The organism is Pseudomonas sp. Pseusp18, assembly GCF_059506005.1.
The window spans coordinates 2,589,536-2,610,373 of the sequence record NZ_CP169240.1 but is presented as its reverse complement, the minus strand read 5'-3'; the positions used below and the strand labels follow the sequence as shown (position 1 = coordinate 2,610,373).

General features: G+C 59.9%; 16 protein-coding genes. 13 read left to right on the top strand and 3 right to left on the bottom strand.

Annotation, left to right across the window (positions count from 1 at the left end; all coding sequences use genetic code 11):
- The first annotated feature begins 165 nt into the window (after window positions 1–165).
- Genes ACEN9A_RS11840 through ACEN9A_RS11810 form a run of 7 tightly spaced genes read left to right on the top strand, consistent with a single transcriptional unit; the run spans window position 166 to window position 8,260 of the window.
- The gene (locus ACEN9A_RS11840) at window positions 166–2,367 is read left to right on the top strand and encodes a type VI secretion system Vgr family protein (RefSeq protein ID WP_258673648.1); all 2,202 of its coding nucleotides are present in this window, start codon (window positions 166–168) and stop codon (window positions 2,365–2,367) included.
- Between the two features lie 11 nt (window positions 2,368–2,378).
- The gene (locus tag ACEN9A_RS11835; protein ID WP_258673647.1) at window positions 2,379–2,825 is read left to right on the top strand and encodes a DUF6484 domain-containing protein; all 447 of its coding nucleotides are present in this window, start codon (window positions 2,379–2,381) and stop codon (window positions 2,823–2,825) included.
- 15 nt (window positions 2,826–2,840) lie between these two features.
- Complete coding sequence (locus ACEN9A_RS11830) at window positions 2,841–3,953, top strand: DUF2169 family type VI secretion system accessory protein (RefSeq protein ID WP_086945742.1); 1,113 nt, start codon at window positions 2,841–2,843, stop codon at window positions 3,951–3,953.
- On the top strand, window positions 3,950–4,990 hold the full coding sequence (locus ACEN9A_RS11825; protein WP_258674169.1) for a hypothetical protein: 1,041 nt from the start codon (window positions 3,950–3,952) through the stop codon (window positions 4,988–4,990). The genes ACEN9A_RS11830 and ACEN9A_RS11825 overlap by 4 nt, the downstream gene beginning before the upstream one ends.
- Window positions 4,990–6,075 (top strand): PAAR-like domain-containing protein, encoded by a 1,086-nt coding sequence (locus ACEN9A_RS11820; protein ID WP_258673646.1) that lies wholly within the window; start codon window positions 4,990–4,992, stop codon window positions 6,073–6,075. Before ACEN9A_RS11825 ends, ACEN9A_RS11820 begins: the two co-directional genes overlap by 1 nt.
- 21 nt (window positions 6,076–6,096) lie before the next feature.
- Complete coding sequence (locus ACEN9A_RS11815; RefSeq protein ID WP_019649129.1) at window positions 6,097–6,975, top strand: hypothetical protein; 879 nt, start codon at window positions 6,097–6,099, stop codon at window positions 6,973–6,975.
- A 19-nt stretch (window positions 6,976–6,994) separates the two neighbouring features.
- Window positions 6,995–8,260: a TIGR02270 family protein gene (locus ACEN9A_RS11810; RefSeq protein ID WP_258673643.1), complete on the top strand. Its 1,266-nt coding sequence runs from the start codon at window positions 6,995–6,997 to the stop codon at window positions 8,258–8,260.
- A 139-nt stretch (window positions 8,261–8,399) separates the two neighbouring features.
- On the opposite strand, the gene ACEN9A_RS11805 is transcribed toward ACEN9A_RS11810, so the two are convergent.
- Window positions 8,400–9,332 (bottom strand): helix-turn-helix transcriptional regulator, encoded by a 933-nt coding sequence (locus ACEN9A_RS11805; RefSeq protein ID WP_204125122.1) that lies wholly within the window; start codon window positions 9,330–9,332, stop codon window positions 8,400–8,402.
- Window positions 9,333–9,916: 584 nt separating this feature from the next.
- On the opposite strand from ACEN9A_RS11805, the gene ACEN9A_RS11800 reads away from it, so the two are divergent.
- From ACEN9A_RS11800 to ACEN9A_RS11785, 4 genes are all read left to right on the top strand, one after another.
- Window positions 9,917–11,266, top strand: coding sequence for an MFS transporter (locus ACEN9A_RS11800; protein WP_258673641.1), 1,350 nt, complete (start codon window positions 9,917–9,919; stop codon window positions 11,264–11,266).
- Window positions 11,267–11,364: 98 nt separating this feature from the next.
- On the top strand, window positions 11,365–12,057 hold the full coding sequence (locus ACEN9A_RS11795) for a fumarylacetoacetate hydrolase family protein (RefSeq protein ID WP_258673640.1): 693 nt from the start codon (window positions 11,365–11,367) through the stop codon (window positions 12,055–12,057).
- A gap of 43 nt (window positions 12,058–12,100) precedes the next feature.
- Entirely contained in the window at window positions 12,101–12,859 is a 759-nt protein-coding gene (locus ACEN9A_RS11790) for an SDR family oxidoreductase (protein WP_413386557.1), read from the top strand.
- 34 nt (window positions 12,860–12,893) lie between these two features.
- Entirely contained in the window at window positions 12,894–13,850 is a 957-nt protein-coding gene (locus ACEN9A_RS11785; protein WP_086945748.1) for a 2-hydroxyacid dehydrogenase, read from the top strand.
- Between the two features lie 98 nt (window positions 13,851–13,948).
- Here ACEN9A_RS11785 and ACEN9A_RS11780 read toward each other — a convergent pair whose 3' ends face one another.
- Window positions 13,949–17,098 (bottom strand): efflux RND transporter permease subunit, encoded by a 3,150-nt coding sequence (locus tag ACEN9A_RS11780; protein WP_258673639.1) that lies wholly within the window; start codon window positions 17,096–17,098, stop codon window positions 13,949–13,951.
- Window positions 17,095–18,204: an efflux RND transporter periplasmic adaptor subunit gene (locus tag ACEN9A_RS11775; protein ID WP_258673638.1), complete on the bottom strand. Its 1,110-nt coding sequence runs from the start codon at window positions 18,202–18,204 to the stop codon at window positions 17,095–17,097. The genes ACEN9A_RS11780 and ACEN9A_RS11775 overlap by 4 nt, the downstream gene beginning before the upstream one ends.
- Window positions 18,205–18,424: 220 nt before the next feature.
- On the opposite strand from ACEN9A_RS11775, the gene ACEN9A_RS11770 reads away from it, so the two are divergent.
- Window positions 18,425–19,885, top strand: a complete 1,461-nt coding sequence (locus ACEN9A_RS11770; RefSeq protein WP_258673636.1) for an efflux transporter outer membrane subunit — start codon at window positions 18,425–18,427, stop codon at window positions 19,883–19,885.
- Between the two features lie 138 nt (window positions 19,886–20,023).
- Window positions 20,024–20,809, top strand: coding sequence for an SDR family NAD(P)-dependent oxidoreductase (locus ACEN9A_RS11765; protein WP_138867303.1), 786 nt, complete (start codon window positions 20,024–20,026; stop codon window positions 20,807–20,809).
- Window positions 20,810–20,838: the final 29 nt, after the last annotated feature.

Here is a 20,838-nt window from a genome sequence, read left to right as displayed (position 1 = left end):
AGTTTCTTGACAAGAATTGAACAGCGCTAACACTTCCTTGAATTGTAAGGGTTAGAGATGACGCCAAAGAGGCGCTGGGCAGAAGGTTAATCCGCAAGTCGTACGTTGCGTTATGTATTCGAGACGGCCGACTGACGCCCAAACACGAGGCAGAGGAAGCCGTGTATGGCAATCACGCAAAACAACCGTTTGGTGCAGGTCAACTGCCCCCTCGGCGGCGATGTCCTGCTGCTGCGGAGCATGGAAGGCAACGAAGAATTGGGGCGGTTGTTCCACTATGAATTGAACCTCACCTCCGAAGACCGGGCGATCACGTTCGACCATTTGCTGGGCAAGCCGATGGGCCTGACCCTGGAGCTGCACGACGGCGGCAAACGCTACTTCCACGGCATTGCCTGCAGCTGTCGACAACTGACCGGCCATGGCCAGTTCGCCGGCTACCACGTCAGCCTGCGGCCCTGGCTCTGGCTGCTCACGCGCACCTCGGATTGCCGGATTTTCCAGAACAATACGGTGCCGGACATCATCAAGCAGGTGTTCCGCGACCTCGGTTTTTCCGATTTCGAAGACAGCCTGAGCGGCAGCTACCGCCAGTGGGAATATTGCGTGCAGTACCGCGAAACCAGCTTCGATTTCGTCAGCCGCTTGATGGAACAGGAAGGGATCTATTACTACTTCCGCCATGAGCAAGCACGTCATGTATTGGTGTTGGCCGACGCCTATGGCGCCCACTCCACGGTGGCAGATTACGACTCAGTGCCGTTCTACCCGCCCGATCGGCAAATGCGCGAGCGCGATCATTTCTACGATTGGCAACTGGCGCGGGAAGTCCAACCCGGTTCGCTGGAGCTCAACGATTACGACTTCCAGCGCCCCCGTGCCAACCTTGGGGTGCGCTCCAGTGTGTCGCGCAGCCACAGCAACGGCGACTACCCGCTCTACGACTACCCCGGTGAATACGTACAGAGCAACGACGGCGAGCACTATGCGCGTACCCGCATCGAAGCCATCCACAGCCAGTTCGAGCGCGTACAACTGCGCGGCCGTGCCCGCGGGCTGGGCTCCGGCCACCTGTTCACGCTGACCGGCTACGAGCGCGACGACCAGAACCGCGAATACCTGGTGGTCAGCGCGCGCTACCACATCCACCAGGAGCCCTATGAAAGTGGCACCCAGGATCTCTCCGAGCAGTTTGTGGGCGAACTCGCTTGCATGGATGCCAGCCAGGTTTTCCACCCCCTCCCCCTGACCCCCATGCCGATTGTCCGAGGGCCGCAGACCGCGGTGGTGGTCGGCCCCGAGGGCGAGGAGATTTGGACCGACCAGTATGGCCGGGTCAAAGTGCACTTCTATTGGGATCGCCACGACCAATCCAACGAGAACAGCTCCTGCTGGATGCGCGTATCCCAGGCCTGGGCCGGCAAGAACTGGGGGGCGATGCAGATCCCGCGAATCGGTCAGGAAGTGATTGTCAGTTTTCTCGAAGGCGACCCGGATCGGCCGATCATCACCGGTCGCGTCTACAACGCCGAACAGACCGTGCCCTACACGCTGCCGGCCAATGCCACCCAGAGCGGCGTGAAGAGCCGTTCAAGCAAGGGCGGCTCACCGGCCAACTTCAATGAAATCCGCATGGAAGACAAGAAAGGCGCGGAGCAACTGTTTATCCACGCCGAGAAGAACCAGGACATCGAGGTCGAGAACGACGAGACCCACTGGGTCGGCCACGACCGCAGCAAGAGCATCGACAACGACGAAACCGTGCACGTCAAACACGACCGCACCGAAACCGTCGATAACAACGAGACCATCAACATTGGCGTCAACCGTACGGAACGCGTCGGCAGCAACGAGACCATCAACATTGGCAGCAACCGCACGATCAGCGTCGGCGCCAACGAAACCGCGACCGTGACCCTGCAGCGCACCCATACGGTAGGTATCAACGAGACGATCGCCATCGGCGCAGCGCAGGAAGTTGTCATCGGTGCCTTTCAAACGGTGAATGTCGGGGCCTACCAAAACGTCAATGTGGGCCTCTACCAGTCGACCAATGTGGGCGCCAACCGCTCGGTGGACGTGGGTGCCAATCTTTCAACCACGGTAAAGGCAAACGAATCGCGCAAGGTCGGTGCAGGACGCACGACCGATATCGACAACGACGATGCGCTGACGGTGGGCAAGGACCTTGTCATCGATGCCGGTGACTCGGTGACCATCACCACCGGCAAAGCCAGCATCGTCATGAAGAAGGACGGCACCATCAGCATCCGCGGCAAGGACATCACCATAGACGGCTCTGGCGCGATCAACATCAAGGCCAACAAGAACGTGGTGATCAAGGGACGCAAGATCCTGCAAAACTAGGAGTCACGCGTATGACGGTTCAATACCCACTACCCACCCAGGCCCGCATCGATGGCGTGGTCATCGGCGTCCTGCTCGACCTGCCGCAGGCCAGTGCGCCCCTGGTGACCTACCCCGGTTGCCCCGAGGAACAGAGCATCGCCGCCCGCAGCACCACCCTGCTCGCCCCTGAGGACATCGGCACCCAGGTGGCGCTGATGTTCGAAGATGGCGACCCTTTCCGCCCGCTAGTGATCGGCCGCCTGCTTGGCCAGGCCGAGGCGCCCGCACCGGTTGCCTGCGTGCAACTGGACGACCAGCGCCTGGAATTGAGTGCCGAACGCGAGATCGTGCTGCGTTGCGGCAAGGCCAGTATCACCCTGACCCGCGCGGGCAAAGTGATTATCCAGGGCGCCTACCTGTCCAGCCGCTCCAGCGGGGTCAACCGCATCAAGGGTGGTTCGGTGCAGATCAACTAGACAGGTATTCGGCCCATGGAACTGCTCAACGCCAGCAAACTGCTTGCTGCCTATACCCAGGGCATGGAGCCCGATGGCCGAGAATCCCTGGTGGTGGTGGCCAAAGGCACTTTCAATCTGCCGCTGGACGGCCGCGCGGCGACCCTCGCCGACAGCCAGCAACCGCTGCTGATGGCCGATACCTTCCTCGGCGAGCCTGGTCTCAGCGCCCCGCTGCAGGAAATGGACTTCGCCCCGATCAAGCCATTCTGCGATGTGCTGGTGCGCGGCAAGGCCTATGCCCCAGGCGGGCGGCCCGTGAGGCAACTGGCTGCGGGCATTCGCGTCGGTCAGATGAGCAAAGCCTTTTCCGTCCTCGGCCCCCGGCAGTGGCAACCGGGGCTATTGGGCGTTTCTCCCGGCTTGCCGCAGCCCTTCACCGAGCAGCACATCTCTTATGCCCAGGCCTTTGGCGGCAGTCATCCGATGGCCAAGGACTCCGAAATGCGTCACTGCTACCTGGACAATCCGACCGGTTGTGGCTGGTTCCCACGCCATATGGGTAGTGCTGATATCGGTGGCATGCCGATGCCGAACACCGAGGAATTGGGCAAGGCGATCGACAGTCCCTCTGGCGACTACCGCCCGATGGCCCTCGGCCCCATCGGCCGCAGCTGGCCACAACGCGCCCGCTTCGCCGGTACTTACGACGAGGCCTGGTTGGCCGACTGCTTTCCGTTTCTGCCGGGTGATTTCGACCGCCGCTACTTTCAGGCGGCCCCTGACGATCAGCAGATCCAGTATCTGCGAGGCGGCGAGGACGTGCTATTGCTCAACCTCACGCCCCAGGAGCGCGCGGGCTTTCGCATACCCGAAATCGACGTGCCGGTGACTTTCTTCCTGAAAAAAGGCGGTCATGAGACTGTGCAGGCGGTAATCGATACCCTGCTGATCGACACCGATGCGCTCCAGGTGCAACTGACCTGGCGTGTCGCCCGTCCGCTACGGCGCAACATGTTCGAGATCGCTCAGGTGCTGGTCGGCACGATGTCCACGGGCTGGTGGCGCGCCCGTGAACTGGGCAAGGATTACTACCCGTCGCTCTCCTCCCTGGTAAAAGACAAGCACGCCCCCGAGGAGACGGACTGATGACCGCGCTTTGCATCATCGGCTCCGGCATGGTCAGTGCTGTCGGCCTCAGCGCACCCGCGAGCTGCGCGGCGATCCGCTGCGCCATCGATAATTTCCAGGAAACCCGCTTTATCGACCAAGGCGGCGAATGGCTGATTGCCGCCAGCGTGCCTTTGGAACAGCCCTGGCGCGGCCGCACCAAGCTGATCAAGATGGCCGCCCGCGCCATCGCCGAGGCGCTGCAAAGCACCCCCAACGTCGACCCGGAAAAGACCCCGCTGCTGCTGGGGGTGGCGGAAGTCGAGCGCCCCGGCCGCCTCGATGGTCTCGATAAGGGGCTGCTGCACGCCATCGAAGCCGAACTGGGCCTGCGCTTTCATCCCGGTTCCAACGTCATTGCCCGTGGTCGGGTCAGCGCTGCCGTGGCCCTGCTGAATGCACGCACGCTGATCTACCAGGGCGGCCATCGCCATGTGCTGATTGTCGGCGTCGACTCCTTCCTCAGCGGGCCGACCCTGGCCGCTTTCGAAGCACGCGAACGCCTGCTCACCAGCCAGAACTCCAACGGATTTATCCCCGGCGAAGGCGCCGCCGCCGTGGTGCTGGCCGCCCCCGTTGCCAGCAAAGAGCCGCAATTGGCCTGCATCGGCCTGGGGTTCGGTATGGAGAAGGCCACGGTGGAGGCCGAAGACATTCCCTTGCGCGCCGATGGCCTGACTCAAGCCGTACGCGCCGCCCTGAGCGAAGTCGGCTGTGGGTTGGAGCAAATGGATTATCGGCTCACCGACATCTCCGGCGAGCAGTACTACTTCAAGGAAGCGTCCCTGGCCCTGAGCCGCACCCTGCGCGTGCGCAAGGAGTTCTTCCACCTATGGCACCCCGCCGACTGCATCGGCGAAGTCGGCGCCGCCATCGGCCCGGCGATGCTCGCCGTGGCCCTGGCCGCCAGCCGCAAGGGCTATGGCGAAGGCCCGAATATCTTCTGCCACTTGGGCAACGACGCTGGCGAACGCGCCGCCGCGATGCTCAGTTACCAGACTGTGAGGGCTGCGTGATGGCGAATGAGGTCTACGCCAACGATATGGAGGTTTCTTGCAAGGCGGCGGCTGGCAAGTCGATCGCCTGCTTTCCGGATGTCTGCTTCACCCCGCCTCAGGCGCCGCCCACGCCAACGGGAGTGCCCATCCCCTATCCGAATACCGGCATGGCCAAGGACACGACCAGGGGTACACGAACTGTCAGGATCACCGGCAAAGAGGTGATGCTCAAGGACAAGAGTCATTTCAAGACTAGTACGGGAGATGAAGCCGGAAACGCGCCGAAGAAAGGAGTGATTACGAGCAAGATCAAGGGGAAGGTGTACTTCATTGCGTGGTCGATGGATGTGAAGTTCGAAGGGGAAAATGTGGTCAGGCATTTAGACATGATGACTCATAACCACGCGTCAAAACCCGGAAATACGCCTCCTTGGGCTTATACCGACGCGATAGCGACGGCGCCCATTGAGCGTTGCAAGAAAGAAATTGCCGGGAAAAACAAGGCTTGTGAGGGACTGAATACCAAAGCGGCACAGTGTGACGACAAGGGCTGTACGTCCGCCAAAAAGTGTTTGCTGGTGTCTAAGAAGCAGGCGGATTCCAAGGCGCAGAACAGTCAAGTGGCCTGTTGTCCTGGCGAAACCGGCCACCACCTCGTTGAAGCCCATAGTTTTACAGTGCCGGGAACTGATCGCCAAACGCCTCTTCCTCAATTCCCCAATTACGACGAAAAAGATGCACCGTGCATTTGCGTGCAATGCCCTCAAGGCGGAAACGGACGCTATGAAGGTGATCATGGCTTCATGCATGCAGCCCAGGGCAAACTGGAACAGGCAGCCATAGAGAGAGCGTCGCCCAGTCAAAAGGATTACGCCTGGAACTACGGCCAGTCCCGTTCAGCGGGCGTGCGGGCGCTTCAGCAGACCTTTCCAAAGTCGAAATGCTCAAAGAAATGTCTGGAAGCGCAGTTAGACGCCTATCACAAGGATACGTTAGGTGTCAGTGACAAAACCCCAGTGCGGACCCACACACCCAACCTTCAAGACAATCAGAAAGCGCTGGCTCACGAAATGATCCCAGAGGTCACTATCAGTGCCTGGTAGATCAATTGGAGCAGAAACGACATGACTCAAACATTGGATTGGACGCTGAGCCGAGTAGCTGTTTTCGATAAGAACCGCGTTTACGTGCTCGCCTACTCCAAACGCGAGCCCGGTACTCGAGTTTTTCGCTGGACCGGAGAATGGGACAACTATTACGTTCAAGCGATTTGCGCCGGTATATGCGCAGTTCGCGGCGCGCCTCCCGAAATTCTGACGCTATGCGCCAATGGTAGCGTCCATCGCGCTGCGCCTGACGGGCAAGCCTACGAGGATATAGTCGAAGAAAAACCCAGTAAGCACGGCCTGCTGCGCGACATACGCCCTATCGGTGGGAGTGTCTATGCCACAGGCTTCGGCCGCCAAGTCTATATTCGAAAGGACAGAGTCTGGCAGCGCTGCGATCAAGGCGTGGTCGAAGATCCTACCGCTGATAGCCTCAGTGGCTTCGAATCCATCGACGGCTTTGGTGAAGATGAAATCTATGCCACCGGCAATCGGGGCGAGATCTGGTACCGCCGGCATGGCGTCTGGCAGCAAAGCGAAAGTCCGACCAACATCATTCTGGAAAACGTTCTCTGCGCACCCGATGGAGTGGTTTACATCTCAGGCCAGTTGGGCATCGTCATACGAGGTCGTCTCGACCGCTGGGAGCTCATTGAGCATGAGCTCACCGAAGACACATTCTGGGACATGGCCTGGTTCAATGATCAACTCTGGCTTTCAACCACCACAGCACTCTACACGCTACAAGGTGACAAGCTGGAGAGGGTCGAGACAGGACTTCCCGGCGATCAGACCTTCAGATACTTAGACGCTAATGAGCAGTGTCTATGGTCATCCGGTGAACGACACCTTGCAGCTTTTGACGGAACGAATTGGACACGCATACCCAGTCCTTAAGACGAACGTAGAGAAGTACATGGAAAGTTTGTCACCGATTCTGGACCAACACACCGAAGAGGCCAGTTTTCTCGCTGCCCTGCGCGACTATGCCATGCGTGCACCACATTACGATCTGGAGCACATAGACACACTCGACAGCCGCATCGACGCCCACCTCGACGGCCTTCGAATCGCCGGCACCACTGGCCTGGAAACCCTCCTGACCCAACTCGGCCCGCACGCCATCGGCGAGATGTTCGCCAGTGCGGTACTGGCCTTCGAGGCGGGTAACGTGCAGGTATTGTCACGGCTCAGCGAGCACTTGCGCAGTGCCGTGGAAACGGAGCGCGGTTATCTGATGGCCTTGGGTTGGCTCGACTGGGAGTGGATATCGCCCTGGATCGACCGCATGCTCGCCGCCCCTGAACCCCTGTTCCACCGCCTCGGCCTGGCTGCCTGCGGCATGCACCGCCACGACCCTGGCCCTGCCCTGCTTACCGGACTTTCCCACGCCGACCCAAGCGTGCTGGCACGTGCCGCCCGCACTGCCGGCGAGCTGCGTCGTCGTGACCTGATGCCGGCAATTCGTGCCCACCGTCTACACGCGGATCCAGCCACGCGCTTCTGGGCCAACTGGACCACCGCACAGATGGGCGATGAGCACGCCCTGGAACCGCTGCGCCAGTTCGCCGAGCAACCAGGCGAGTTCCAGTACCGAGCGCTCTGCGTATTGCTGGCCTGGCAAAAGCGTGAAAACAGCATCGCCTGGATACGCCAATTGATAGAGCACCCTGAGCAGCAGCGCATCGGCATCCAGGCCACCGGGCTGCTGGGCGACCCGTTCAGCGTGCCCTGGTTGATCCAGCAGATGAGCGACCTGTCTCATGCCCGCGTCGCCGGCGAAGCCTTCAGTCTGATCACTGGCGCTGACCTGGCGCTGCTCGACCTGGAATTGCAGGACCTGCCGGATTTCGATGCCGGCCCGAACGACGATCCTGAGGACGCTAATGTCGCCATGGACCCCGATGAAAACCTGCCCTGGCCCGACCCGCAGTTGATCGCAGCCTGGTGGCAGGCCCATGGAGGCGATTTCCAGGCGGGCATGGGCTATGTGCTGGGGCTACAGCAGAGCGAGAACAGTTACCGGCGCGCCCTTGTCCAGGGCCAGCAACGCCAGCGTATTGCGGCCGCCTTCGGCGTTGCTCGCTGGCGACCGAACGAAGTGCTGTTCCCCACCAGCGCGCCCGCCTGGCGGCAAAAGATGTTGTTGGGGGAGCCAGCGTCGCTCGTTCGGCGCCTCTGAGGTTTTGCCAAAACAGAATGCAGCCCCTAAGCCAGGCAGTATGGCTTGATCAGCACGGAGCCAGCGTTTGGCATGCAGGGTTCTTCATGACTACGGAGACTGGCTGCGCCCCCTGCGCTGCAATGTGAACGATGAACAATCACGTGTTGGACGGTGATTGCGGCGTATCAGGATTGAGTTGCTGACGCCTGAATTGCCCTGGAGGCTGGCCGTGGATCTGGCGGAAGCGTCGCGAAAAATAAGCCTCGTCAGCGAAACCGCACAACCTTGCCACCTCCCCCACCGGTCGTGTCCCATTGAGCAAATAATTGCGTGCCGCGTGCATCCTGCGCTCGAGCACCAGCTCAGTGAAGGTCTTGCCGATTTCCTTGCGCAACCAGTGCGTCAGGTACGTCGGTGACAGGTAAGTCGCAGCAGCCACCTTGATCAGGTTGAGGTCGGGGTCGGCAATGTTCTTGCGCAAGTATTCGGACATCCTGCTCAGCGCATCGCGTCGGCTGACTTCGGCGGCATTCTCTTCGGCCAACCGTTTGAGCGGCTCGGCATACAAGGCACAAACGCTCCCCACCAGTTGCAGCAACAACCCCTTGAGCATCTCGCGAGTGCCGAACTGACGGTTTTCATCGAGCACGCGCATCTGTTCGATCAGGGCACAGACTTTGCTGAAATCTTCATCGGCCAGAATGAAATCCAGATGCTCCTGAAAGCGGAACGGCGACAACTCGGGTGCCAGCAGAATCGAGACTTCCTCCAGGTCCATCGGGTCGCACTGCAAATGCGGCAACAGGAAGGTCTGGGAAAAGTTGATCACCATGAAATTGCTGTCGGCCGGATGCGGAATCACGTGCACGCGATGCGGCAGGATGAAGGCCAGCGTGTTGCGCGGAAACGGCCGCTCGACGTTGCCGATGTGCTGCACGGTATCGCCACCGAGGTTGACCTGGATCTGGAAATACTCATGGCGATGCGGGCTGGTTTCGGCGCGCCGGCCCTTTTTGTCGCGGATGTAAAAGTCCGTCAATTCGCTGCGTTGCTGCATGACGTAAGTGGGTACTCGACTCGGTGACGACATCGCCTGAGGATCCTCGACAGGTACATGGACAGGTTGTCGTCGCGCCGCGACGCAGGCGGCGACCGCAGTGATTGTGAAGGCAGACACCGCTGGCTTCAACATGTCATAGGATGACAACGAAACACAGAGAATTAATTGTATCCGTGTGTGATGTGTCGCCTGTCCAAAAAACTACGAGCACACAAAAATATTTAATCTTTTAAAAACATATATTTACGAAGCGAATAACGCATAACGAAGGAAATGAGCCGATTTGATTTCTCTTGGACACCTGCATTAATCGCCTTTTACAGGAGAAAAAACGATCTAACGCCTCCGTTGATTTTGAGAGGTTGTACGACCACTGTAACAACCAATGCAGCCCGACCCTTCCAAAAACAATCAAAAGGTGCGCTCGTGATGAACCTGCTTTTTTCCCTCGCCAACCCTCCCCCGACCGAGCCAGTCCGAAGGCGTATCTGAGCGCCTGACAGTAGCTGTCCGCGCCCTCATTCAAGTAGCGATTGCCCTGCCCCGGCACTGGGGGCATCGGCTTCGGCTGCGCGCGAACATCTCGATTCTCCTAACAATAAAAAGGTCTACTCATGTCGAATTCGCAAACCTCCCCGTCCACCGCGCCGTCGGTGAGCGCCGGCGCCCGGGACGCCCTGTTGCCTCAGCGACTACCGACGCGGCGGCGCTGGTTCATGCTGTCATTGCTGCTGATTGCGACCATCATCAACTACATCGACCGCGTAAATATCTCGATTGCCGCACCGTTCATGGCCAAGGACCTGGGCCTGGACAAGATCGAAATGGGCCTGATTTTTTCCGCGTTTGCCTGGACCTACGCACTCGCTCTGGTCCCCGCCGGGTTCATCGCCGATCGCTTCGGTTCCCGGTTCACCTACGGGGTGTCGCTGATCAGTTGGTCGACGGTCACCGTGTGCCAAGGCTTTGCCACTGGGTTCGCTTCGCTGTTCGGGCTGCGCCTGGCTGTCGGCGCCATGGAAGCTCCAGCGTTTCCGGCCAACAGCCGAGCGGTCACGGTGTGGTTCCCGGCCCGCGAACGGGGCCTGGCCAGCAGCATTTACGTGTGCGGCCAGTATCTGGGCACGGCATTGTTTACCGGCATGCTGTTATGGCTGGCCACGACCTATGACTGGCGCCATGTTTTCTACAGCACCGGGATACTCGGCATTGTGTTTGGTGTGATCTGGCTCTACGTGTACCGCGATCCGCTGAGCTGCAAGAACGTCAGCCAGGAAGAACTGAAGTACATCGAAGCCGGCGGTGGACTGGTCAAGAGCAGTCAGGAGCGCACCCGGTTCAACTGGCGGCAGATCGCCGAGCTGTTCAGCTATCGGCAGATCTGGGCGATTTGCATCGGCAAGTTCGCCAGCACCTCGGCGTTGTACTTCTTCCTGACCTGGTTCCCGACGTATCTGATCGAAGAACGCAAGCTGACCATGATCAAGGCCGGGGTCTTCGCCGTGCTGCCGTTCGTAGGTGCAACGGTCGGCATTCTGCTGGCCGGCATCGTCTCCGACTTGCTGATCCGTCGTGGTTACTCAATGTCCTTCGCTCGCAAGTTGCCATTGGTGGTCGGCTCGATGCTGGGTATGTCGATCGTGCTGGTGAATTTCACCGACTCGAACGTGATCTGCATTGCCGTGCTGACCATTGCTTTCTTCGCCCAGGGTATCGCCTCCTCGTCGTGGGCGGCGGTGTCGGAAGTCGCGCCGAAGGAGTTGATCGGATTGACCGGCGGGGTCACCAGCCTGGCTGCCAACATCGGCGGGATCGTCACCCCGATTGTGATTGGCGGAATCGTCCACGCAACAGGCTCGTTTGCCTACGCCTTCTGGTTCATTGGCGGCGTGGCGCTGATGGGGACCTTGTCCTATTCGTTGCTGCTCGGTCGCTTGTATCGCATCGAACTCAAGGCGCGCTGAGCCAAGAAACCGTTTTTCTCCAACACGAGGCGGCTTTCGTCCAACTTTGCAAAAGATTGCCGCCGTACGCTGACGCTTCAAACAGGACGACTACAAAAATGACGATGACCGAGTACGTGTTTACCCCGGACCTGCCCGTGACCTTGCCAGTCGTGGGCAGCCAGCAACGCTTTCCCGTTGGCCGGGTATTTTGCGTCGGCCGCAACTACCCTTGGCCAGACACCCAAGGCCAGTCCCGCCAGCCGCCGGTGTTCTTCATGAAACCGGCGAGCAACGTGGTGGATGCGGCGGGTGAAGTGACTTTCCCGCCGTTGACCGAAGAGTTTGTCCACGAAATCGAATTGGTCGTGGCCATCGGCGAAGGCGGCGCCAATATTCCGGAGAGTCAGGCGCTGGCCTATGTCTGGGGCTATGCCGTCGGCCTTGACCTGACCCGCCGTGATGTCCAGCGTGCGGCCAAAAGCGATGGTTTGCCGTGGGAAGGCGCCAAGGTGTTCGACGGCGCCGCGCCGATGACCGCCATCGTGCCGGTGACTCGCGCCGGACACCCGGACGGTGATTTGTGGCTGAACGTCAACGGCGAAGAGCGCCAACGCGACAGCCTCGACAGCCAGATCTGGTCGGTCAGTGAAGTCATCAGCCGCATCTCGCAATCGGTAGCGCTCCGGGCCGGTGACTTGATCATGACCGGCAGCCCGGCGGGCGTAGATGTGCTGCAACCGGGCGACATCATCAATGCCGGGATCGACGGCATCGGCCAACTGGAAATGCGCGTCGGTCAGCGACCTTGAACCCGACGTACGCTCTCGTGAATTGAAAAAAGGAGATAACAATATGTCCAGTCCTTTGAAAGTGGCCCTGGTCACCGGCGCCGGCAGCGGAATCGGCCGCGCCGTGGCGCTGGCTCTGATGGCAGACGGATTCACCCTGGTGTTGGCCGGTCGCCGAGCGGAGCCTTTGCAGGCCTTGGTCGAATTGGCGCTCAGCGAAGGACACGAAGCGTTGGCGGTGACCACTGATGTGCGCGACCCGATCAGTGTCGATGCGCTGTTTGCCACCATCACCGAGGTATACGGACGCCTCGACGTGGTGTTCAACAACGCCGGGGTCAACGCCCCTGCAGTGCCGCTCGATGAGCTGACGTTCGAGCAGTGGCGAAACGTGATCGACACCAACCTCAACGGCGTTTTCCTCTGCGCCCGTGGTGCCTTCGCACTGATGCGCCGGCAACAGCCACAGGGCGGACGCATCATCAATAACGGCTCGATCTCGGCGCATACCCCACGCCCCTTCAGCAGCGCCTACACCGCCAGCAAACATGCGGTGCTGGGGCTGACCAAATCCCTGGCCCTGGACGGGCGCGAATTCAACATCGCCTGCAGCCAGATCGACATCGGCAACGCCTTGACCGAAATGTCGGTGCGCATGACCAAAGGCGTGCGCCAGGCCAACGGCACCATCGCCGTGGAGCCGATGGTGGACGTCAAACATGTGGCCGATGCCGTGCGTTACATCGCCGGTCTGCCGCTGGAAGCGAACGTCCTGAACATGACCGTCATGGCCAGTGCCATGCCGTTTGCCGGTCGCGGTTAAACCGGCCTTCTTAATTCCGCTACACGAGGTTTACATGAAGTCAGAAGTCTTGCAGCTCAGCCCGATCCTGATCCCTGAAATCAACGCGCGGCTTGATGAGCTGTTTACCGTCAGACGTTACTTCCAGCAGGCCGACAAGCAGGCTTATTTGCAGGAACACGGTGCGAACATTCGCGGGGTGATCACCGGCGGGCATACCGGGATCAGCCAGGCGCTGATGGCGCAACTACCGAAACTGGAAGTGGTGGCGGTCAACGGCGTGGGTACCGATGCGGTGGATCTGGCTTACGCCCGGGATCGCGGAATCCGCGTAACGGCAACCATCGGAGCGCTGACCGAAGACGTCGCCGACCTGGCCATCGGATTGTTGATTGCCGTGTGCCGGGGTCTGTGCACCAGTGATCGTTATGTGCGTTCGGGCCAATGGCCCCATAGCCCGACGCCGTTGGCTCCGTTGCCGTTGGCACGTCAGGTGTCGGGCATGCGCATCGGCATCGTCGGCATGGGCCGGGTCGGCCGTGCCGTGGCGACCCGGGCCGCGGCGTTCGGCTGCCCGATCAGTTACACCGATCTGCAGCCGATGAGCGATGTGAACCACACGTTCATCGCCGATCTGAAGCAGCTGGCCAGCAACAGTGATGCACTGATTCTCGCGGCCGCTGCCGACAAGGCTGAAGCCATCATCAATGCCGAGGTGCTGCACGCACTGGGCAAGGACGGGTATCTGATCAACGTGGCGCGCGGCAAGCTGGTCAACGAGGTCGATCTGGTGACGGCACTGGCCGCTGGAGAGATCGCAGGTGCGGCACTGGATGTGTTTGTCGATGAACCGAACGTCCCCGAGACACTGTTTGCCAACGAGAACGTGGTGCTGCAGCCCCATCGCGCGAGTGCGACGCTGCAGACTCGCACGCGAATGGGAGAGATGGTGGTGGCAAGCCTGGTGGACAGTTTCGCCGGGAGAATACCGCAAGGGTCTGTGACTGACTGAACGTTGGCCGCCGAGGAGACGTTGCGTCCCCTCGGCGGTTCGGTGTCAGGTAAACAGCCACGTCGACGCCCACTAAAGCAGCACGCTATGGCCTACGGCTAAAGCTCTGTGGTTTGGTGAACGTCGAGAGGACGAGGTGGCGTCCTATCCACCAGGCTTGCTTGCTTATCGGCTGGTTCAGTTTTCCCCGTATGGTCAGGACGGATCTTGAACCAGATGGAGTACATCGCTGGCAGGAACACCAGCGTCATGATGGTTCCGACGAACGTGCCTCCGATCAGCGTGTAGGCCAGCGTCCCCCAGAAGACGGAGTGTGTCAGGGGAATGAATGCCAGGATCGCCGCCAGCGCTGTCAGCAGTACCGGGCGGGCACGTTGGACCGTGGCTTCGACCACCGCGTGAAACGGATCCAGCCCTTCTTGGGCGTTGTGATGGATTTGCCCAATCAGAATCAGCGTATTGCGCATCAAAATGCCTGAAAGGGCGATTAGACCTACCAGAGCGTTGATACCAAACGGCTGCTGGAAGATAAGCAGTGTCGGCACCACACCAATCAACCCCAGTGGCGAGGTGAGGAACACCATGACCATCGCCGAGATCGAACGTACCTGCAGAATAATGATCAGCAGCGTCATGGCAATCATGATCGGGAACAGCGGCAACATCGCTTTACCGGCTTTACCCGACTCCTCGATTGCACCCGCCTGCTCGATCCGGTACCCGTCAGGCAGCTGGTCGATGACCGGCTGCAGCTCTTTCATGATCACGCTCGAGACGTCCGGTGGCTGCAAGCCTTCGGCAATGTCACCGCGCACGGTAATGGTCGGCGTGCGGTCACGACGTCGGAGGATCGGATCCTCCATACGAACATCGACCTCTCCCACCTGAGACAGCGGAATCCGCTGACCCGCCGTGCCCACCAGCGTAAAACCTTCTATCTTGGCGGGATCGAGCCGGATATCACCCGCTGCGCGACCGACCACCTGCACCGAGCGAATGTCCTCACGAACTGCGGTGATCGGTACTCCGGTCAACAGGAATTGCAGTTGCTGCGCGACTGAGTTTGACGTCAACCCCACCGCCTCCAAGCGATCCTGATCCAGGGCGAAATGCAGCGTCGGCGTCAGTGGCCCCCAGTCAGTGTTGACGGTTCTCATCATCGGGCTCGACTGCATCACGTCCAGCACCTGGCCCGCGATCTCGCGCAATTTTGACGGATCAGGCCCCATCACCCGATAGGCAACAGGGAACGGCGAATATGGACCAAACACAAGCTGAGTCACCCTGACACGCGCTTCTGGGGCAAGTCCCTCAGCAGCGGCTTCGCGGAGACGGAACTTGAGGGCCTCGCGCTCCTCCTGGCTGTCCGTCAGCACCACAATCTTCGCAAACGATGGATCAGGGAGTTCCGGCGCCATCGCCAGATAGAAACGCGGCGCGCCTTGCCCGATATAGGCCGTGACGATTTTTGCCTCACCCTGCTTTTGCAGCCAGGCCTCTATCTTGGCGGTGGTGGCGCTGGTCTGCTCAATGGAGGTTCCATAAGGCATTTGCACTTCAATCAATACCTCTGGACGGTCCGAGGTAGGGAAGAACTGTTTCTTGACCAGGCTCATGCCGAGAATCGCCACGCCAAACATTGCGATAACAGTACCGGCTACCAGCCATTTGCGAGCGATGACACGCGTCAACACCTGGCGGAAGCGGTTGTAATTTCGGGTGTTGTAGATGGCCGCATGACCACCCTCCACCTTCTTGATGTTCGGCAACATCTTCACACCCAGGTACGGGGTAAAAGCTACCGCAACCACCCAGGAGGCAATCAGGGCAATGCCCACGATCCAGAACATGTTGCTGGTGTACTCGCCGGCTGTCGACTGCGCGAAACCGTTGGGCATAAAGCCGATAGCCGTCACCAGCGTACCGGAAAGCATCGGTGCGGCCGTATGACTCCAGGCATACGCGGAAGCTTTGATGCGGTCGTAGCCCTCCTCCATTTTCACCACCATCATTTCGATAGCAATGATGGCGTCGTCCACCAACAGTCCGAGCGCCAGAATCAACGAGCCAAGGGTGATACGGTCAAAGTTCTTTCCAGTGGCCGCCATCACCACAAACACCACCGCCAACGTCAACGGCACAGCCGCAGCGACCACAACGCCTACACGCCAGCCCATGCTGAGAAAGCAGACAAGCATCACCACAAGCAGCGCGACGAAAAACTTGACCATGAACTCGCCGACGGCCGAACTGATATTTACAGATTGATCGGTGACCTTGGAGAGCGTCATGCCCAACGGCATGCCTTCATTGATCTTGACCGTCTCCGCGTCCAACGCCTTGCCCAGGTCAAGACCGTTCCAACCCTCACGCATCACGATCCCCAGCAACAAGGCCTCTTCACCGTTATTACGCACGAGAAAGGTTGCCGGATCTTCATAACCACGTTCGATCGTCGCCACGTCCGAGAGCTTCAGCGTCCGCCCCTGAACCGCAATGGGTGTGTCACGAATCTTCTGCACCTTGTCGAAGGCGCCATCCAGCCGAAGAAAAACCTGCGGCCCGTCGCTTTCGATCGAGCCGGCAGGCGTGAGCACGTTCTGATTATTCAGCGCGGCAAAGATGTCCTGAGGCGATACGCCCAAGGTGGCCAGCCGATCATGGGAAAAGGAAACAAAGATGCGCTCGGGTTGCTCCCCAATAATGTTGACCTTCTTCACGCCCGGAACATGCAACAGTTGTTGACGCAACGACTCTGCATCACGCACCAACAGTCGCTGCGGTTCGCCTTTGGCTTTCAGGGCGAACAGTGCAAATGTCACGTCCGAAAACTCGTCGTTGACCATTGGCCCGATGACACCCGCCGGCAGCTTCCTGGCCTCATCGTCGAGCTTTTTACGCGCCTGATAGAACTCCTCCTGCACTTGCGAGGGCGGCGTGCTATCGCGCAGTGACACCATGGTGAAGGCGAGGCCAGGACGGGTGTAGGTTTCCGTGCGGTCGTACCATTTCAGTTCTTGCAGGCGTTTTTCAAGTGGCTCTGCTACCTGATCCTGCATCTCCTGCGCCGTGGCGCCCGGCCACGCGGTAATGACCGTCAACTGCTTGACCGTAAACGGAGGATCTTCCGCACGCCCCAGCTGGAAGAACGACAGGATGCCCGCAACGGCGATCAGGAAGATCAGAAACACCGTGATGGAGCGCTCGCGAACAGCGATCGCGGAGAGATTGAAGCGCCCCTCGCTCATGGATGACTCCCTGCGACCTTGACGCCATCCGGTTGAGCCAGCCTCACCTCCTCACCATCGCGCAGCAGATGCGCGCCTAACGCTACAATCTGCTCGCCGACCTTGAGATCGCCTGCGACTCGCGCTGCGTCGTCGCTCAAGCCCAGGACTTGAACAGGTCGCCAGGCCACCTTCGCCGGTGTACCGGCGATGACCCACACACCAGTGCCTTGGCCCGGGTCATAAACGGCAGCGATCGGTACTTGCAGCCCCTGCCCTTGCGTGGTGCCTTCAGCGATCCGAAGCGTGACGGTCGAACCTAGCGGTGCATTGGCCAGCGCCCCCTCAAGCACATACCGCGCCTCGAAGGTGCGTGTCATTCGGTCGGCCGAGTCAGAAAGCAGCCTCAGCTTCGCTGTAACAGCACCCGTGGTATTGCCATAAAGCGTCGCCTGCGCGGTGGATCCTGCTGCGGGGCGTAGCGTCTCGGGCAGATGCACGATGGCTTCACGTTGCCCTGCCCGCGCCAGTCGAACCACGGGCTGTCCCGGGCTGACGACTTGTCCGGGCTCGGCGAGCGTCTCCACCACTACGCCGTCGGAATCCGCAAACAGCACCGCATAACCAGAAGCATTGCGGGCTACATCAGCCTGCGCTTCAGCGGCGCTGAGCTGCGCCTTTGCGGTATCCGCTGCGGCTTTGATCTGGTCGTAAGCCGATGCGGAAATAGCGCCTGCGGCGACCAGGTCGCGATATCGCGCCTCGTCATCTGCAGTCTGCTTGGCTCGGGCCCGAGCGGCGATGACCGACTCTTGCTGTGCTCGCGCCTGCAACCCCAGGTCGATTGGGTCGAGACGCATGAGTGGCTGACCGCGCTTAACGGTCTGACCGGTGTCAACCAGACGCTCAAGCACCTTGCCTGATACCCGGAAGCCCAGGTCGCCCTGGACGCGGGCAGCCACGACGCCCGTGAAAGAACGTGAGACGTCGGACGAACCCTGAACCGCAGAGGACCTCACCAGAGGGGCATGCGTACGTGGATCTTCAACGGTGGATGAGTCGCCACACGCCGTCAGGACGAGAGGCAACAAGCAAGCGGCAATGGGGACAGGTCGAAGCCGGCGCATAGGTTCCCTTACTTAAACAAATAGGACTGGCGCTTCATTCTCAGTCTAGTGACCATACCTGTCAATGGTCACGAATCATGAAGTACCGAACCCCATGATCTCAGCACTAGTATTGCCGAATACTGCTGGCCAACCTCGAGCTCAGCCCAAAGAGCGTCGATTGACAGATAGTGACCATAACGTAATATAGTCACAAACATCCTCGATTGAAGGTACCTCAATGCCTCCCCTCCGCCCCATTGCTCTCTTGGTGAGTGCCAGCTTGATGACAGGTTGCGCGGTCGGTCCGGACTATCACCGTCCGGACGCCCCGCTGTCGGACCATTACTTGGGGCAGTCTTCTGTCGAACAGAGGCCTGGGGCGACGCCGGCCAGTCTTGTCGCCTGGTGGGAAGGCTTTGGTGATCCGCTGTTAGCCGACTTCGTCTCCAAGGCACTTGAGCAGAACCTGGATCTGGCGCAGGCGTCGGCGCGAGTCACGCAGGCGCGGGCCGGACTGGGCGCCGCAAATGCCGCTTTACTGCCCTCGGGGAACATCAGCGGACAGGCCGCGCGCTCCTACCAGTCAATCGAGACGCCGCTCGGCCAGGTGTTGAACTCAACGCCTGGCTATGACCGGTACGGAAGTTCCTACGAGGCCAACCTCGATGCCAGCTGGGAGGTAGATGTCTTTGGCGGATTGCGCCGCGGACGCGAGGCTGCTCTGGCCGAGTACCAGGCTTCCCAGGCGGGCGTCGCTGCCACACGATTGGCCGTCGCTGCACAGACCGCCGATATCTACATCACTATCCGCGGACTGCAGACCCGGCTGGACATTGCGAACCGACAAGTCAAAACACAGCAGGAGCTACTAGAGAAAGTCCAATTGCTCTACAGCAAGGGGCTCGCCGCCAACTATCAGGTTCGCCAGGCCGAAGGGGCGCTATCGCAGGTCCAGGCGACAGTGCCGGTCCTGCAGACCGGTCTGGATGCTGCCATGAATGCGCTGGATGTCATGCTCGGCGCGCCGCCAGGCACTCACCGCACACAACTGGCAAGTGCGGGGAGCATTCCTGTAGCGCCGCAATTAAAGGCGATGGGAACGCCGGCCGATTTGCTGCGCCGCAGGCCAGACCTCATTGTGGCTGAGCGCCGTCTTGCGGCCTCAAACGCACGCATCGGGGAGGCGATTGCTGAGTACTACCCGAAATTCTCCCTCAGCGCATTGCTGGGTAGTGCTACGGCTGTATCCGCAGGCAATCTTTTCACCAGCGGCGCCAGCCAGTCAGCGGGCGTACTGGGCCTGCACTGGAGACTCTTCGACTTCGGTCGCATAAACGCCCAAATCGACCAAGCCAAGGGACAGGAAGCCGAAACCCTGGCCGCTTACCGTCAGTCCGTGCTGCGCGCCACCGAGGATGTGGAGAACGCGCTCTCCTCACTGGTGAATCGGGAAGCTCAAGCAACCACCCTCACCGGGGGAGAGGCGTCTCTGACACAGGCTCGCCAATCGTCGTTCATTGCCTATGAGAAAGGCACGGCCAGCCTGATCGACGTCCTGCACGCCGACGAGACGATGCTGCAGGCTTCCGATGCCCGGGCACAAGCACGAACGGAATCAGCACGGGCGGCGGTCGCGGCATTCAAGGCGCTCGGTGGTGGCTGGCAGCCTCCTGAAGCCCAGCCTGTTGCGACACGATGATTTAACCAGGTGATGTAGCACTTGATGCACGCACCTCCCCCCTCTTTCAGCTACTACCCAATCCGAGAGTGGGTTCGCTCACCGACTGACGCGGTCAGCAGCCAATTGCTCAATAGAAACCAACCGGAGTAAAGCGAAATGAAGTCGAACGAAAATTCCTGGGTGCTCATCACCGGCGCATCAAGCGGATTTGGCGAGGAGTTTGCCCGGCAATATGCAGCGCAGGGAAAATCGCTCGTTCTGGTAGCAAGAAGGCTGAGTAAGCTCGAAGCGCTATCGGCGCAGTTGCGCGAACGCTTCGGCGTTGATGTGATCGTCGAACAAGTAGACCTGTCCTCGATCCCGGCGATCATCGGACTGCATGAGCGACTCAGCGAACGCAATATAGTGATCGATGTGCTCATCAACAATGCGGGTCATGGATTGCAGGGGCCTTTCCTGGATCAACCTCTGGATGAGTCCCTGACCATGATTGATTTGGATATCGCCAGCCTGACAGCCCTGACACGCCTTTTCGCGGCCGACATGCGAGCCCGCAAACGTGGGCACATCCTGATGGTCGCCAGCTTGCTGTCCTTCCAGGGCGTGAAGAATTTCGCCGTTTACTCTGCCGCGAAAGCCTATGTTCTTCGCTTCTCTGATGCGCTTCATCGCGAACTGAAAAATGACGGCGTCGTCGTTACCGCACTGTGCCCAGGAATGTCGGATACCGGATTTGCAGAAAGCGCCAAGCAAAAGATCACGCCGGTCTTGAAAAGGGTGATGATGCAGCCCCAACCCGTCGTGCGTGCAGGAATCCGTGCACTGCAAGCCGGACGCATGAGTGTGGTGCCGGGTTTTGGCAACAAGGCCATTACTGTCTTGACTTGGGCCACGCCTCGTCGGTTTCATCAGGGCCTTATGGCGCAGGTGATGGGAGTCTGAGGGGGCGACAAAGAGGCCTTTTACCTCAG